The 16596-nt window shown below is 32.9% G+C and carries 14 protein-coding genes and 1 pseudogene; 3 read left to right on the top strand and 12 right to left on the bottom strand.

Annotation, left to right across the window (positions count from 1 at the left end):
- Positions 1-103 precede the first annotated feature (103 nt).
- The 3 genes from AC07YC_RS14865 to AC07YC_RS14855 all read right to left on the bottom strand — a co-directional run bounded on the left by AC07YC_RS14865 (position 104) and on the right by AC07YC_RS14855 (position 2958).
- Positions 104-1015, bottom strand: coding sequence for a hypothetical protein (locus tag AC07YC_RS14865; RefSeq protein ID WP_494919778.1), 912 nt, complete (start codon positions 1013-1015; stop codon positions 104-106).
- Positions 1016-1315: 300 nt separating this feature from the next.
- A complete protein-coding gene (locus AC07YC_RS14860; RefSeq protein WP_494919777.1) occupies positions 1316-2572 on the bottom strand; it encodes an MFS transporter in 1257 nt (418 codons plus the stop codon).
- Between the two features lie 152 nt (positions 2573-2724).
- Positions 2725-2958 (bottom strand): amidase family protein, encoded by a 234-nt coding sequence (locus AC07YC_RS14855; RefSeq protein WP_261613532.1) that lies wholly within the window; start codon positions 2956-2958, stop codon positions 2725-2727.
- A gap of 299 nt (positions 2959-3257) precedes the next feature.
- Here AC07YC_RS14855 and deoC point away from each other — a divergent pair, with 299 nt between their 5' ends.
- Entirely contained in the window at positions 3258-3902 is a 645-nt protein-coding gene (deoC, locus tag AC07YC_RS14850; RefSeq protein WP_494919776.1) for a deoxyribose-phosphate aldolase, read from the top strand.
- 76 nt (positions 3903-3978) lie between these two features.
- On the opposite strand, the gene AC07YC_RS14845 is transcribed toward deoC, so the two are convergent.
- The 5 genes and pseudogenes from AC07YC_RS14845 to AC07YC_RS14825 all read right to left on the bottom strand — a co-directional run bounded on the left by AC07YC_RS14845 (position 3979) and on the right by AC07YC_RS14825 (position 7362).
- Entirely contained in the window at positions 3979-4920 is a 942-nt protein-coding gene (locus AC07YC_RS14845) for an alpha/beta fold hydrolase (protein WP_494919775.1), read from the bottom strand.
- Between the two features lie 409 nt (positions 4921-5329).
- Positions 5330-6154: an HNH endonuclease gene (locus AC07YC_RS14840; protein WP_208705302.1), complete on the bottom strand. Its 825-nt coding sequence runs from the start codon at positions 6152-6154 to the stop codon at positions 5330-5332.
- Positions 6155-6314: 160 nt separating this feature from the next.
- Positions 6315-6691, bottom strand: a pseudogene (locus AC07YC_RS14835) (nucleotide pyrophosphohydrolase).
- A gap of 139 nt (positions 6692-6830) precedes the next feature.
- Positions 6831-6965 carry a hypothetical protein gene (locus AC07YC_RS14830; protein ID WP_494919774.1) on the bottom strand — a complete coding sequence of 45 codons (135 nt, stop codon included), beginning with the start codon at positions 6963-6965 and terminating at the stop codon, positions 6831-6833.
- Positions 6966-7212: 247 nt separating this feature from the next.
- Positions 7213-7362, bottom strand: coding sequence for a hypothetical protein (locus tag AC07YC_RS14825; protein ID WP_025116598.1), 150 nt, complete (start codon positions 7360-7362; stop codon positions 7213-7215).
- 421 nt (positions 7363-7783) lie between these two features.
- Between AC07YC_RS14825 and AC07YC_RS14820 the strand changes: the two genes are divergently transcribed.
- Positions 7784-9529 (top strand): methyl-accepting chemotaxis protein, encoded by a 1746-nt coding sequence (locus AC07YC_RS14820; RefSeq protein ID WP_494919773.1) that lies wholly within the window; start codon positions 7784-7786, stop codon positions 9527-9529.
- Between the two features lie 606 nt (positions 9530-10135).
- Entirely contained in the window at positions 10136-10714 is a 579-nt protein-coding gene (locus tag AC07YC_RS14815) for a hypothetical protein (protein WP_494919772.1), read from the top strand.
- Positions 10715-11447: 733 nt separating this feature from the next.
- Here the strand turns inward: AC07YC_RS14815 and AC07YC_RS14810 are convergent.
- From AC07YC_RS14810 to AC07YC_RS14795, 4 genes are all read right to left on the bottom strand, one after another.
- Entirely contained in the window at positions 11448-12521 is a 1074-nt protein-coding gene (locus AC07YC_RS14810) for a hypothetical protein (protein WP_494919771.1), read from the bottom strand.
- Positions 12521-13705: a hypothetical protein gene (locus AC07YC_RS14805; RefSeq protein WP_494919770.1), complete on the bottom strand. Its 1185-nt coding sequence runs from the start codon at positions 13703-13705 to the stop codon at positions 12521-12523. Before AC07YC_RS14805 ends, AC07YC_RS14810 begins: the two co-directional genes overlap by 1 nt.
- A gap of 144 nt (positions 13706-13849) precedes the next feature.
- Positions 13850-15025 (bottom strand): DUF3800 domain-containing protein, encoded by a 1176-nt coding sequence (locus AC07YC_RS14800; RefSeq protein WP_494919769.1) that lies wholly within the window; start codon positions 15023-15025, stop codon positions 13850-13852.
- A 170-nt stretch (positions 15026-15195) separates the two neighbouring features.
- Positions 15196-16134 (bottom strand): restriction endonuclease, encoded by a 939-nt coding sequence (locus AC07YC_RS14795; RefSeq protein WP_494919768.1) that lies wholly within the window; start codon positions 16132-16134, stop codon positions 15196-15198.
- Positions 16135-16596: the final 462 nt, after the last annotated feature.

The following is a 16596-nucleotide window of genomic DNA, read 5'->3' as shown; positions in this document are numbered from 1 at the left end:
CATGATACTGCAGGAAAAGAAATAAAAGGGAACATCTAAGGTCCAGATGTTCCCTCATACATTTACAGATAATATAGAGTAGTGACACTAAAAAAAAAATTAGTTAATCTTGGAAGCTTGTTAATATTCCATCTTCAAAATAAAGGTATTGTCCATTTCCATACACCCATTGTTCATAAGTTCCATATTCTGTTACAGTTCTATTCACATCATAGGGCTCGCCCCAAAGTGATGCTAATACTTCCTCGTAGGTCATTCCAAGCGAAGGATTACTCCCTCTAGCGCTTTCAATCTTTTCTTTTCTTTCTTTTTCTGCATTAGATATTCTTTCCATATTAAATAAATTATTTCGGTATTCTCTTTCTATCCAATTCCAATCATCTAGAGATATTGGTCCAAAGGTTAATGGGCTGGCATATGAGGTATTTGTAATTCCTGCTACTATTTCCTCTCTCATTCTCCCATGATATTCAGGGTCAACAGCTAGTGCTAAAGCCCCCGATGCCTCATAGGAATTCTGATCAGTTTGTAAATATTGGGCATAATTATACATCGCTGAAAAATCGGCATTATCTTCTAGCCCTTTTGTACGATCATATAATTCTTGTACTTTTTGAAAGTCATTATTTCTAACTGCTTGTTCCATTTCATCTATTCGTATCTCTTTTTCTTGTTCTACAAACTTTACAACTTTAGTCCAATCATCACGATTTAAGTTGATTCTCATTCTGTTATATTTCGAATCCAAGAATTCGAAATTTTTTTCTTGGATTAATTGGTCTACAAATTTAGTGCCCACTGCTCTTACCTTATCAGTTTCTGATTCTGATAAATCGATTGTTTCCATTTTAATTAAAAGGTCCTCATACTTTTTTTCTTTCAGAAGTGTTTCTAATGTTAAAATTTCTGCCTCCATTTTGCTTTCATTATCTTCTTTTACAGTTTTTTCACCACTACATGCTGATAAAATTAATAGCAATCCAATTCCGATAGTAAAATGTTTAACTTTTATCACTGTTAATAACTCCTTTTCGCTGTACTCAATATGTATAATTCATTTACTTAAAACTCATTTGTATAAAATGAATAAAAAATATCCCTACTACTAAGTAAGTACAATGTCTAATTATTTCAAAATCCTAAATTTTAAATACGTTACAAATCCCCATATATGTCGAATCAATAATTTAGTTAAATTATACCAGTACTATTAAAATAGCCCAAGCACGATTTACAAAGTATAAAAAAAAGGGAATGACCTAGATTACAGGTCTTCCCTCAAATTCGTATGCCCTAGTTCAGTAATCATATTGTTTTAATTACCTGTTCTCACAAACTTTTCTTTCAATAACAGTACTCCCATCAAGCCAATGGAGGAAAATACAACTGGGGTGATAAATCCATAATAGTACCCATCTCCTAAATAACCTGAAGTCGATTGAAAATAATCCAACACATAGCCAAAAATAATCGGTAGTAATGCAGCGCTTAAAAAGCCTCCTGTATTCGCAAAACCAGAAACGATACCAGATTCAGTGATAGGAAAAGTTTGACGAACAGCCGCGAACGTTAAGGCACTTGCTCCATATCCAAAGCCGATAATGAAGAATAGTATAATAAGAAGAATTAGGGACGGATGCCCCTTGCATAAGAGAAAGGATAGCCAGCTCAATAAAACAGCCATTTGAACACCAATATAAGGCTTCTTAATCGTTTCTAACCGGCCAGCTAGCCAACTCGTTAAGGGAGCCCCGATAAGTGCTCCAATGAGACCAATCATAATTAGCTGACTCGCCTCTGAACGGGTCATCTCATACATATTGATTCCATAGGGGACAGCCCACGAACTGATAAAACCAACATACCCTCCAACAACCCCGAAATGGCAAAAAAATAAAGCCCAAGCTTGTCGATTTGAAAATATTCTCCGTAATAAAACAGATGTTTTTTCGCGTTGCACTACCTCAGCCTCAACTATCGCATTTGCCGAAAAGATACGTTTCGTATTTTTAACAAGTACAAAATAAAGAAGAACACCACATACACATAATAAGAGTCCCGTTGAAAAAAATGAAATTCTCCAACCAAATAAAAAAATCAAAGTAGCAAAGGGAACCGTCGCCAATAAGAAACCTAGACTCCCAGTCATCCCTGCAAAGCCAATTAAACGCACAAATTCCTTCTTCTGAAACCATTGTGCCAAAATAAGCACCATATTCACCCAAATGGTTGCATCCCCTACACCAGTAAGTATTCTAGAAAAAAATAGGACGAATTCATGTGTCCCTAAACTATAAAGAATCGTACCTAGTCCTGTTAGGGTAGCACCCATAATAAGAAAAAAGTTTGGCCCAAATCGATCAGCTAAAACCCCCATCGGAATTTGCAAACTCGTATACACAAAAAACTGGATACTCGTCAATAGCCCAATCGTCGATGCCGTCACCCCAAAATCCCTCATCAATTGGTCAGTAATTAACCCCGGAGCAGTTCGTTGACTGGCCATTAACAAATACGTAAACAATACAGCAACAAACACAACCCATCTATACCTGTGATGTTGTATGTCCAATAATCACTACTCCTATTAGTTTTTACTTTATGTATATGAATTGGTCGATGAGGGAAAGACCTGTTTCTTGTCGTAGTGTATACGTATGATTTAAAGAATACAGAAAACGCACCCGTCTACACTTTGTCATGACTGGGTGCGTTCATGCTCATCTATACTGCTGGCTGAGGCTGTGTTGTACTTACATGTACAGCAGGTTTACGATCTTTCCAAGGCATGGCTTCTTCTAATTGTCTACCGAGCTGTAATAATGTTAATTCATCTGCAAATTTACCTGTCATTTGTAGACCAATTGGTAAACCTGATTGACTTTCTGCCAAAGGCAATGATACTGAAGGCTGCCCAGTAGCATTAAATAAATTGGTAAATGGCGCATAGGTAAAAATTTGCTCCGTCCATTCAACTGCTGAAATGGACCTCTATCGAAAATTTCAAGTAACGAATCGCACCCAGCTACTAGCTAAATGTTTGAACTATATGGACCATGTTTAATGTCGAGAATTTGAACTCGAAAACACCAAAAGACCTAAACCATATGTTGAATTATAATGGATGGCGAAAAATCTACTAAACTGGATGGTCTAAAAAATATGAAACCCTTTAATATAAGTCATGTGGGTAGCTGAACATCCCCACAGAGCTTTTTAGTAGGGAAACATATTTTGATGCCGGAGATGATATATTTATGGACTATGCAAAATTAATAGACCACACCTTACTTTCACCTAATACGACAGAAAAAGAAATCATTCAATTATGCCAAGAAGCAAGACAATATGGCTTCGCATCTGTATGCGTGAATCCTACATGGGTAAGCTTATCTGCGGAACTATTACGTGATTCGGATGTGAATATATGCACAGTAATAGGATTTCCATTAGGTGCAAACACGACGGAAGCAAAGGTTTTTGAGACTTTAAATGCCATTGGTAACGGGGCTACAGAAATCGATGTAGTATTAAATATTGCAGAATTGAAAAATAACAAAAACAATATGCTTGTGGAAAAAGAGATTGCAATGGTGGTAAACGCTGCAAAAGGAAAAGCGCTAGTCAAAGTGATTATAGAAGCCTGTCTATTAACGGATGAAGAAAAAATTCGTGCATGCGAATTATCCGTAAAAGCTGGCGCCGACTACCTTAAAACCTCCACAGGCTTTTCACTGCACGGCGCAACTGCTAAAGACGTTGCGATCATGAGACAAGCAGTCGGACCAAATGTTGGCGTAAAAGCATCAGGCGGTGTAAGTAACGTGGAAGATATTCAATTAATGATAGATGCAGGTGCCTCAAGAATAGGCACAAGCTCGGCTGTAAAAATTTTTAGTTAAAATGTGAAAAAACCGTCCAAATGGGCGGTTTTTCATCACTTAGCTGACTCGTCTCATTTTCAGATGAGCTCGAAATTTATCTGACCTCTTTCATAAATTCTCTTAAGCCTTCAACGATTTCTTTTGCTTTAGTACGATATAAATAATGATCCCCGTCAAATGTCACCACTTGCCCATAGACAGAATCTTTTATTTGCTTATGATGCTCGGGTACCCACCTGTCAGTGACTGGATGCTCCGCTTGGATAAAGAAAATAACAGGTAGATTTTTGGGGAATGACAAACTTTCAGCTGCTTTAAAATTTTCATACATCATTTCAGCCTCATTTAACTGAGTGGAATTATACATGTTCTTATGCTTAAGCATTCTCAATTGTTCCTTTGTTTTTTCATCATACGATAGTTCGGCGTACGGGTCATCACCTAGCTTCACCTGCAATCGAGCTAAACCCGATTGTTTAAGAAATTTTATAGTTCTAATGATGGAGGAACCAATCTTTTTCTCACTGATTGACGGAACACTGCTATCGAGCCCAACAAATGCACTCACTTCATTTGGATATGTATTCACATAATCCAGTCCATATAGACCCGAAATAGAGTGGCCCATTAAAATATACCGCTCAATTTGAAGCTGCTGTAATGCTTCATGCACTTCACTAACTATATTTTCGGTACTCCGTTCCTTCTCAGTTGAATCACTTAATCCATAACCAAAGGGTTCCACAACAACAACTTTGTAAAATGGAGATAGTTCATCTACTAAAGGTTGAAAATCAAGTCCTGGCGCCGCCGTTCCATAACCAGGTAAAAGCACGACCGTTTCCTCGCCCTCGCCCTGAATGAAAACATTCATATTTTTCCCATCTACTGTTACAGACTGACCATATGATTCTATTTTTCCTTGCTCCATTTTGTTGCAGACAATATTAACTACAAACACAATCAATAAAAAGAGTACTAGCGCTATCACTAAACCCGCTATGATTTTACCTATAATAGTTATCGTTTTTTTCATTCTATTTGCACGAGATTATAAAACTGCCAGTGCAGACCGCTTTAATAGCTCGTGCCACTCCTCCATTTCATCATTAACTTCTTATCCGGCCACTTCCGCGAACCGTTTAGGAAAGCTTACACAATGAAGATGTCCTCTCTATGACAACCATATGAACGGAGTATGAACAAATTAAAAATGCTGGAGCGACAGATGTGATAAAGTTTTTGTCCGTGAACGCCCCAGCATAGAGAATAGAGCTCCTTTAAGCCCCTCATTATGGAATTTTGCTATCAACCTGTTTTACTACTTATAATTTATATATGTTTCAATCTCAAAAAATACATATAGAATTTCAGTTCATAAGGAACCCCTTTATAATGATCACAAAAAATTTTACTCCAGTTATAGGATTGAATTTTCCATGACCTCAATCCTTTACTATTTGTTTAAGCCTTTTAATATCTTCTGCCGATTCAACAACATGCATCTTTCGATGACAATTCGGACATAAAGCCACAGTATTTTCAACTGTGTCCTCACCACCATTTGAAAGCCATTCTATATGATGTGTTTCTAAATAAGGTTCGCCCTTTTTATTCAAAAAAGGAACTTCCTGTTCACATAGTTCACATATTCCTTTAGCTCTTCTTTTCGCATATTCCGCTACATATGGATTCCTTTCATAAATTTTAACAACCGTATTTCTAGATCCCACATTTTTTGCACCAAATTGTTTTGCTCTCGCCTTTACTTCAGTAGTTGATAATCGTTTCATTTTCTTCTGTTTTTCAAATAAATTCTGTTCCATTAAATCTTTTGATATTAATGAAGCCTCTTCACTATATTTCAATTTAACAGGGAAAACCCAAACTTTTCTTTGACATCCATCCTCACCTAGCTGTTCTTCTTGATAAGGCACATCACAAAGAACAATAGGGCCAAGATATGTATATTCACTTTTCTTAATAACTTCAAAAAGGAAAACATCTACTCCATTTGTACTTGATTCATTTAATGTACGATTTTGTGCAAAATTAATACTCTGATCTCCATTTTTGCCCATTCCTGTATAATGAAGAACATCTCCCTCCCAGCGATCATCATATAACCCTTTTGTATGATCAGTCACTACTACGAGCGTGTTTGTTTTATTTGACTTTCTCATTCCTCCCATATTTCCACATTTAAATATATCTTTTATTTCATCATTAGTAACTACTTGTCCAATTCTTAATACTGGTTCAAATTCCATATACCGTCCACTTCCAATTTCCAGTTGTAATGTCTTCCGATGATTACTTATCACTAATAAAATTTTTTATTTACCCACTAAAAAAACACGTGACAAAAAATCTCCCTTGTACGTTGGAGATCAAATTTTTATAGCAATTTATTAGTGTTTGTTCTAATATTTATATCTCATTGTATTTAGTATTTTTTCCAGCAAACTTTTCAATAGGATATTTTTCATTATTTTTTTGAAGTTTATTATTTATTATATGTATTATGTCCATGTCCATTTCATTGGCAAATAAAATAGCATAAATTAAAACATCCGCTAGCTCATCTTTCATTTTTTCTAATTTTTTTCAACTGCTTCTTCACTCGTTTTCCATTGAAATAGCTCTAATAATTCACTCGCTTCAAGTGACAAAGAGAGAGCTAAATCCTTAAGATTATGGAATTGCCGCCAGTTACGAGTAACTCGTTTCTCACAAAAAACTAGTACTTTTTCTTTTAAATCAAGTTGTTCTAAAGATAATTCTTTGAATGGAGATAGATTAAAAATATCTTTGTTTTCAATTACATGCAGCTTGCCTACTTAAATTTACTTGCTTAATATTTTTACGTCCCTTTAAATGAGCTTTCATCCGATTTTTAAAATAAACAGTTTCACCAATATAAGCTTCTTTATTGCCATTTAAAACTTAAATAACTGGATAATTTAAATATTGCTCTTTGTTGTTGATTTGATTAATACTTTCTTGAATAAAAGGCCATGATAGTATTTCGATAGCTGTCATTTCTTTTCTCCTTGTCACAATACTCTGGTTAAAAATCATTACTTATAGAACTTTCTAACTAAATTTCACATTACTATTTTATCATAATTACCCCTTTTTATTTGTGAAGACTGCTAACCAAATGGAAGCTAATATTATTCGAATCAATCTATCACTTAAATCAACGAGAAATGTATATCTGATGACGTGTTTCTGTCACCAATTCTGAAATTTAGGAGAATAATAACTCTACGATCAATTGAAAAAAACATAAGGAGATTTTAACATCCCTATGTTTTCATTCAAATTATTGATCTGCTTGTTCTTGCTTCTTTTTCAAATACTCTGCACGTATTTTCTCAAGTTGCTGCTTTTTATCAAATTGGGCAGGCTTGTGTTTCTCATGGTACTTTGCTACAGCCGCCTTACCTTTAGTATCCAATTGATATTTCCCCACTTTGGTTCACCTACTTTTCCTGTCTTAAAGAAAATCTATTCAACAAATATAATATACCTTATTTTGCTGATGTATACATTTTTACTTTATTGGTGAGCCGCCTAACCTTACATATATAACCTTCATTCGCAATAGCAAACGTATACCCGCTACATCCTATTTTCCTTAAAGATAAAACTAACCAGTGATAGTATCGAACGCTTAACAATACTCTAGTATGAATTAGAAAACGGCATTTCAACAGTATATTAATATGTAATCACATCATTTTCACACTAAAAATATCAATCTATAAAAGATTGATGAATGAATAGACATTTGCAGGGCAATTAGCCTCATATAAAAAATAATTTCGATACCATTGAATTATGAAGATTACTGTCGAAATATACCTATATATAGTTGTGGGAGGAAGCAAATGATGAAGAAAAATTTACGGTTACGAAGCATCTCAGGGAAGTTAATGCTACTAATCACAATTATTATACTTGTAACAGTTGTGATTATCGGCTCAACAAGCTATTTTGTTGCTAAAGATCAGCTCTTAGAATCAGGTCAACGAGAACTCCAAAGCATTGTCAAAGGGGCCTATACTTCAATAGAATTGATTAATGAAGAAGTGGAAAGTGGCAAAATAACGCTAGAAGAAGGAAAAGAACAAGCGAGAATTCTTCTAAATGGACCCGTAAATGAAATTGGAGAGTACGATTATCAAAAATCCAATTTTACTTACAAAGAAAATGGATATATATTAGCTTTTGACGAGGATTTAGTGTTACAACTCCATCCTTCTAAAATCGGTGGAGCTCCTGCCGATGACCTGAACAGAAGTAATCGCGAAATGATCATTGCAGGCGGCAAGTCCAAAAATGAATCAGATCGCTATGTCGTTTATTCTGATAAACAGCCAGATGGTTCTTTTAAAGATAAAACAGCCTATACTGAATATTTTGAGCCTTGGGGTTGGACTATTGGAATTGCTGTCTTTCAAGATGAATTTTATGAAGGGTTAAACATTTTACAATATATTATTTTTGGTGCAACAGTCGTACTTATTATTTTAAGCTCACTGGTGTTTTATTTAGGAATTCGGAAGAAATTAAATACTTTACAAGAAGTAGCTGAAGCCGCAACAAAAATTTCTAATGGCCATATAATGGTTACCCATCTACCTGAATCAAATGACGAAATTGGACAACTTGCGACCGCTTTTAATAAAATGTCACAGCAATTACGCACGCTCGTCGAAAAGACTAAAAATACAAGTGAACATTTATTGGATTCAGCGACTAACTTATCAGCCGTTTCTGAAGAAACATCTGCTAGTAGTGACGAAGTTGGTAGAGCCATTACTGAAATTGCTACGGGTACACAGGAACAAGCCAATGATTTGGACAACATAAACCAAACAGTAGAGTTATTATCAAATTCTATAGAAACCACGGAAAAACAAAGTAAAGTTATGTACGACATTACAAAACATGCAGAAAAAATATCATCCGAGGGAATTGAAATAGTACAACAATTACAACAGTCCAACACTATTTCACTAGCAGCCTCACAAGAAGTCAGTGATGAAATTAAAAAATTAAATGATCAAATAAATCAAATCACACAGGTAATGGAAACCATTGAAACAATCGCAGAGCAAACCAATTTACTAGCTTTAAATGCGAGTATTGAAGCTGCAAGAGCAGGTGAGTATGGTAGAGGATTCTCAGTGGTTGCCGATGAAATAAGAAAACTAGCAGAACAATCGAAAATGGCCACCCACCAAGTACAAGGAGTGGTTTCATCCATTGTTTCAGAAACGACTAAAACAGTTGAAACTGTAGAAGGAACAATGGAAACTGCTAAAAAGTTAAATGATGATGTAGTCCTAACACAAAGTAAATTCAATCAGATGTCTGATTCTGTAAAACAAATTGTAGAATCCATATTAGCCGTTAATAAAGAAATGGACGTGATGACCTCCTATAATAAGTTGATGAGTGAAGGAATCGAAAGTGCGTCCAGCGTATCAGAACAGACAGCCGCTTCCGTACAGGAAATTGCTTCTTCCATCGATGAGCACATTAAAGCAATTACTGATGTAGCTCATGCTGCCGAAAAACTAACGGAATTAAATCGTGAATTAAATACTTTAATGGAACGATATACTATATAAAAGCTAGCAAGCATTTGCGCTATTGCCCTTGATGATTAGCATTAATTTTCTAAAAAAGAGAGAAAGACAACTTAACGTCTTTCCCTCTAGGGCATGAGGATTGTACCATATATGTATTTCACGATAGAAAGCGGCATTCTGAAAGTGAATTTTACACTGTTAGCAATTTACACTAACGCATTTTCATACTCTTTTATCCTCCCTCTAATATTTCAGCATCATCTTGTATCATACTTAATCAGGTTCGCTAATTATGTATTTGCAATTTCCATCAATAGCCTTTCAAAGTACCCTCTCCCTTTATTAATTACTTCAAATATACCATCTCTCGAATATACAAAAGTAGATTCCATTAAGTTGATTAGGACTTAATCTTTATCATGTATAACATTCCAAATGGTTGTAGTTTAAATCTATTTACTTATCAACAAAATCTAATTTGCCTTCAAACAATTTACATAATATGATAGGAATGGAAGGTATTTCTCTTACACTATGCTTCTATAAGCAATGCATTATAGAATTTTCGATTGCACTTTACGATGTGTGCTGGAGGAGAAACAAATCTTGGTTTTATTTTAACGCATAATTCGGAGGTTATTGACAATGGAAAAGAATAACATTTACAAAGTAATAATTGCAATTTTAACATCTATTATAGTAATGGGTATTATAGCTATAAGTTATCTCGTATCAAACGATAGTTATCTTTCAAAGACCAAACAAAAAAGTTTGAGCGCTGAAGGTGAAAATGCAGAGGTTGTAGAAACCGAAGAGGTAGAAGCAGTTGAGGTGATCCACAAGCCTGCTACTGATAAATCCTGTCTGTCACCTGAAAACGCAATAGCTTTAGACGAAATGTATTCGAATTACCTAGCTTTTAAACGGGTAGCGCTTAATGAAGATGGATTACTAAATTTCGATAACGCAATTGGGGCTTACAACGGCATCACACAGAACTTAGCTACATCGGTCCTTATGGCCCATACAACGTCTTATGACAAAGAGGTATACAAAGTGGTAAACGAATGGGCTGAGGATGCTTCTAACGTCTCAGATGACATGCTAGGATTCATTCAGGGTACGGTGGAGGTGAATGACTATAATTTAAATATCTTCAAAGCTTCGTTTGATGATCTGGATAACTTCTACGGAAATAAACAGAAGTGGGAGAATTGTCAATGATTCTGTAGGACATGAAGAGAGTAACTTCATTAGACACGGGATGGGGTGGATAATTATCCCCTGCTTACGGTGAAGAAGTATGGTAACGCAGTAGCTGTATTGGAGGAAAGTAGTATGCTAACATCTTAGATCCGCACTGGCAAACTCAAGAGATACATATTCTTACAGCCGTATCAACCATTACGTGCATAATCATATTTGTTAATGACCATTACATACTTTTGAAATTTAATTAACTCAGCACAATTAATCATAGTTTCTTCTGATCGATTCCTTTAAGAAAACAATTAACAATAGCTTCATTCACTATCGGATGGTCATTGTCCAGTGGATGAAGCTTTTTCACATATGCACCTTTAGCTGACATGTCTTAGACATGGTGATGTTACAACCCACTTTAAACATATTAAAATCATTAATAACTTACAACAGAAAAAGAAGCCGTTCTCGACATGGAAAACGACTTCAAGCCTGCTCAATTTATTGAATTTGATACTAAAGAAAAGTGAATGGTTACCGCAATTATTATCACTCTTTTTAAAAGCCTTGATACACCTGTATTTTGAGCAACTAGATGGAGACGGCGGGAGTCGAACCAACCGTCTCTAAATGCTATTAAACCAAGGTTTGCGGGGGCAATTGATCTTTTTGATTACGTTTTTGACTACGTTTAAAGAACTGCGGTTTACGAAATATTTATATACCTCTGATACAGTAAAAAATTAAGTGCATTTTAGTTATTTAAATTGAACGTATGAATAGTTTCAATTACAACTTTTTCAAATACATTATTAATTTGTTCTATCTGAGATTTGTATTCGATAGGAATACTTCTGTAATCATGTACATAAAGATTCCTAACACTATATAATGCTTTCTCTGGGCTATTTTTTTTATCTCTACCGATACCCTCTAATAATACGTTACATAAATTCATTAACTCATTTCTAGAGGCATTATGTTTACTGTATTGATTAAATAACTTTTTTATTCTTTCACTTTCATTCGCCAAGCTACCTAAATCTTCTTTTACTTGGAAAAGGTTTTTCTCATCTTTCGATAAGCCATCTAATAATATCGTAAGTTCATAATTAAAAATTTTTTCAATTAATAACTCTATAACTTGATATAACATATAAAATTTTACTAATGGATGAGACGACTCCACTAAAATTTCATTGAATAAGTATTTAACAAACACTTCTTGATTTAAATCAGAAGATACCTTATTCAATTTAATTTTCCCATAACAATCTATTTCTTTATAATTTCCACCATATCTGGATAAATACCCTTTCTCATATAAAGACGGAATATAATTTTGATAATCGTAGTCGTTTATTTGCTCAGTATTAGCATTACTAGTAATAAGAACATGCGTACTCTCAATATCAAATAAATCTTCTAATTTATAATTACAATCTTCTCTATAACTTAAATTGTTTATCTTTAAGTTTTCAGATTCAATCAACAATTTTAAAAAAGCTACATACGCATAATTTAAAAAATGTTTGTTTTCAGCAAAATCATGCTTTCTCGAAATTATTGCCTGCATAGGAAATAGCCAACCTAATCTTGTATCACCATCAAAAATTTGAAATATATTATTTTCAGCAAAATTCTTGTTGTACAATAAATGAATATCATAATTACTTATATCATTCATTTCATTAATATCTAAATCATAATCGAATTGAGCTTTTAGTTGATCACCATTATCCTTAAATACAAATTGCTTATTTACATTATTAAATTCATATACATCTAAAGTATATTCTAAACTTTCATTTTTAATAATTATGCTCATTATTCTGATTCCCTGCGATATTTTTTAAAACCATCTTCTACTGCCTGACTTAGATTTAAATATGAATCTGAATCTTTATTAAATAAAGCTCTAAAGAACCAGTAAAAATATTCACGTTGTGAATTACCTATTTTTTTCGATTTTCTTTTAATTTCGTCCAAATTAGTAATAAAATCAACTATCCAATCCTCTTCGTTTCCATCGGATATTAGATTAGGTATTATCAAATTAATATCTTCAAACCCATGAATTAAATCTAGATCTCTTAATTTACCTATGGCTGCACCAAATCCAGTAAATCCTTGAGACTTATTAAATAATTTTAATGCTGAAACAGCAAAGGCTTTTGAACTTAATTTCATCTCCTCTTCATATTCTGAATCCAATTGCCAATCAGAGGTATAGTCTACAGTCTTCCTTATAAATGAATCAAATGTCTTTAAATAGTTTGTAAATAAATCATATTTTTGATCTTCAATAGATAATTTTTCTAAACTCTTTATATTATTCAATACATCAAATCTATCCATAGGTAATGGATCCCTTTCAAGGTATGAATTAAATCCTTCAATCACACTTTTAAAGTTATATGTTCCTAACTCATTATTATTGTTTTCATCTACCTCTCTAAGAATAGTAATACCCTCTATTTCACCTTGTAGATAATCTTGATACAACATTTCTATTTGATGACGTACAGACATAGGTGTTTGACCTGTATTTAGTGTTAACATTCTATATAAAATTCCAAATTTATTAATCCCCAGGTATAATTCTATTCTTAATTTATTTGAATAAAATGCACTTATAGCTTCCTTTTCATTCAGATTTTCAAGTTCCATTTCAACGTCTTTTAATGTATGCGTTCGCTGTAATCCATCTAAAATTATTAGTCTCTCTTTATTTTCAACTATATATTCTATTAACTCATTATCACTCATAGCTGAATACATATTATCATTTCCATTAGTAAGTGCCAGAACCATAGGTGGCATTAGACACCCAGTTTTCAAATCATGTTTTAATAAAGAATATACTGTATTAGACGATTTTACCCGACGTCTTTGTAAAGGATTGTTTTCTATAATTTTCTTAGCAATTTCCGAATATTCCCCATAAGTCATTTCAATAAAAATGTTTTCAGCTTGAATACGGGAATCTGTTATTCTTGATTTAATTTCCACTATACAATCTCCCTTTTTAAACAATCTATTTTGTATAATCATACCATTTTTATTACAAAAAAACAGTCCAACATAAATTAGTTAGACTGCTTTCTTATACAAATAAACTATCAATAATCATGAAACAGTTCATCCTCTTATTTATTAGATTAACGTCCTCTCAGATCTAGTTTTATAGAAAAAAGGATGTACCCTTCTCCATTCATTAGCCATTGTAAACCATCTTATTTCTTTGCCTGCAAGAATAATAACAGCAAACCTTTTTGCTATAAGTGCCAAATTTAAATCATCACTTTCGAGATTTTCAGCAATTTTGACGGTATCAAATATCATGAGAAAAGCCTCACAAATAGTTTTTATGTCTTCGATGGAGGGATTAACTGGGTTTTTAATTATGAAAACTGCTTTTTTAAAATAACTATTTAAGTAATTCAAATCTTTATTTTTATAATTTTTGAGAACAATATCTTCAATCCACATTACAAGAGAGTGGAATTTATCAGTACTTAAAGTCTTCTCAAAGTTATCTAAATCAGATGGTGTGATGTCGTAAATTATATTACCAATTCGTTTTGAAATATGCTTATTTACATAAAAATCACTCATAGAAAGTGGATCATTCGGAATAGTAGCATTCGCAGAAGTTCCTATTTTTATACGATCATACCAATCACCTTGAGGAGATGTGGTTCTATTTTTCCTCGTAGTAGCCCAAAGTAGCAAATCAGAAATTTGAATTCCTGGATGTTGTCCATTAACAATCGAAACATTTAACTCTGGAAAAGGTGTTTTTATGGCGGGGTTCCCAACTAAACTATATCGTAACTCTTGATAAAATGACTCTATCCACTTCTGTTCTGATCCTAAAGGAAAACTTTTATCTCTTTGGGCAACATATAAATTTATCTTTTTTACTCCATAGTTTAAGCCTATAACAGAGCAAAGGTGAATTAGTTTAAAATGTAGCTCTTGTTCTATAAGTGGCTGCAACCCTAATTTAGAATGCTTTTGTTTGTCATATTTATTATGATAAAACTCTATATCAAATTTATTTGCTTCATCCATTAACTTAGATTTAGCATAAGGCCCATCAAATGAAGCATGAAAATAACCTCGTTCCAGAGTTTTTATATCTGAAGATGTTAATATTGCTGTATCGACTTTCTTTAGCTCAGATATTGCTCGCTCAATTACCTCTTGTGTTACTTCATGAGAAAATACCGCTGCTCCTACTTGAAAATATCTATTATTATCATCACCTTTGAAATCTTTAATATTAGGATTACCAGCTTCATCTACATAAATAAAAATTTCATCCATATTTATTCTCCTAGTGTATGACATTTCTATTTTTTAGTATTCATTACTAATTTATAATAATCATAGTTTTTCAATAATTACTATCCCTAAACTTATAAAGCTTAAACTAAGGAAGAATTAATTGTTCTCATAGAAATAGATTACTTTACTATAATGATATTGTTTTAACATTAAATTTTATCTTTCATAGTACCTATATCTATATATATTTTCCCCATTGTTTGAGCTGCTTTAATTTTATGATTCAGCATTTCTTTAAGACTATATAATCCTTCAACTACAATCATTAAGTCTGCTCCATCTATTAAAATAGTATTGAGCGACTTGCCTTTTACTAAAGCATTCACTGAATCCTTCGAAAATCCATTAATTGAAATAAATATACCTCTACCATAAAGTTTCCCATCAACTTTATAAGCAAACTGATACAAAGCATTAGATGCAGTCAAGGAATCATGCCATTTTGCTTCTAAAATATAATTTTCACCATCATATTTTACAGTTCCATCTATCTGCTCTCCTATTAATTTAATCGGGTCAGATATATTAAGAGATTCAGTAATCAATAAATCTCTTAAAAACTTTTCCAATAAATAACCCCGCTGCTGTAACGAAATACTTTTGCCTAATTCGTCCTTGCCATGATACAAATTGATGTATTGTTTTTTTAAGCCCTCTAGCGTTGCTTTTCTTGTAAAAATTTCATTTACTTTTCTATCACGTTCTTCTTTTTTTTGCTTTATTTTTGAGTCTCTAATTTCCTGTAATTGTTTTAAATGATTTATATTTCGAATGGCTTCACTCTCATCTAACTTTTTCAGATTCCCAAAAAAATATGGATCGAAATGGTTCCATTCTATCAATGCTTGTAACATAGCTCTAAATTGACCAATTCCTCCATCGTTTCGCTTAAAAAGGTCGTTAAAAACAATATCTATAATTCGAGATCTATTAATATTTAATTCTTCAAAATCAATTACGTTCTTTAAATCATTTTTTGTACATCCGTTATTTTCAAAGAATGAAATAATATCTTTTTTAGGCCAAAAAATAGATAAAATACAAGTTCTCATAGAATCTGCTATATCTTTTGGAAAAACTGTTTTCATAGAAATCCCTCTCTTAATAGACTCATAAAGTTTTGCTTCGGAACACTTAATTAAGAAACATATTAAAAATAAATATTTAAATGTCTTATGTAAATACCACTCGTAATTTAAACTTTTCAAAGACACCATTAAATAGACACTGCCCATAACACCTATTATTAGAAATAATACTATATTCAAAATTATAACATTTATAACTAAATTGTAATTCAAATTTTAAAAATTAGCTTTTATTACTCACTTCTTCTAAATCAAAAAATCCACCCCATAATTTACCGAGTGAACAATTTTGTTGTCTGACTATATTAATAGAAACAACAATTATAACTTTTCTTGAAGAATTGATTTTAACAATTAAATTGCTGGTTCATCAGTTGGATCATTTATACCTAATTCACATTTGAAGGCTTTTGAAAGGATGGACTGTTTTAACTCCGCTTAATCTTTTTTACTTTGCTCTAT

This window comes from Lysinibacillus sp. GW247-5R2A (assembly GCF_059424475.1).
Note: the sequence above shows the minus strand (reverse complement) of the source record. Positions and strands in the feature narration are given on the sequence as shown.

Bases quoted from the DNA above. Each gene is read 5' to 3' on its own strand.
- deoC (WP_494919776.1), top strand. From the start codon at position 3,258: ATGGACTATGCAAAATTAATAGACCACACCTTACTTTCACCTAATACG.
- AC07YC_RS14845 (WP_494919775.1), bottom strand. From the start codon at position 4,920: ATGAAAAAAACGATAACTATTATAGGTAAAATCATAGCGGGTTTAGTG.
- AC07YC_RS14840 (WP_208705302.1), bottom strand. From the start codon at position 6,154: ATGGAATTTGAACCAGTATTAAGAATTGGACAAGTAGTTACTAATGAT.
- AC07YC_RS14830 (WP_494919774.1), bottom strand. From the start codon at position 6,965: ATGATTTTTAACCAGAGTATTGTGACAAGGAGAAAAGAAATGACAGCT.
- AC07YC_RS14820 (WP_494919773.1), top strand. From the start codon at position 7,784: ATGAAGAAAAATTTACGGTTACGAAGCATCTCAGGGAAGTTAATGCTA.
- AC07YC_RS14815 (WP_494919772.1), top strand. From the start codon at position 10,136: ATGGAAAAGAATAACATTTACAAAGTAATAATTGCAATTTTAACATCT.
- AC07YC_RS14810 (WP_494919771.1), bottom strand. From the start codon at position 12,521: ATGAGCATAATTATTAAAAATGAAAGTTTAGAATATACTTTAGATGTA.
- AC07YC_RS14800 (WP_494919769.1), bottom strand. From the start codon at position 15,025: ATGGATGAAATTTTTATTTATGTAGATGAAGCTGGTAATCCTAATATT.
- AC07YC_RS14795 (WP_494919768.1), bottom strand. From the start codon at position 16,134: ATGAAAACAGTTTTTCCAAAAGATATAGCAGATTCTATGAGAACTTGT.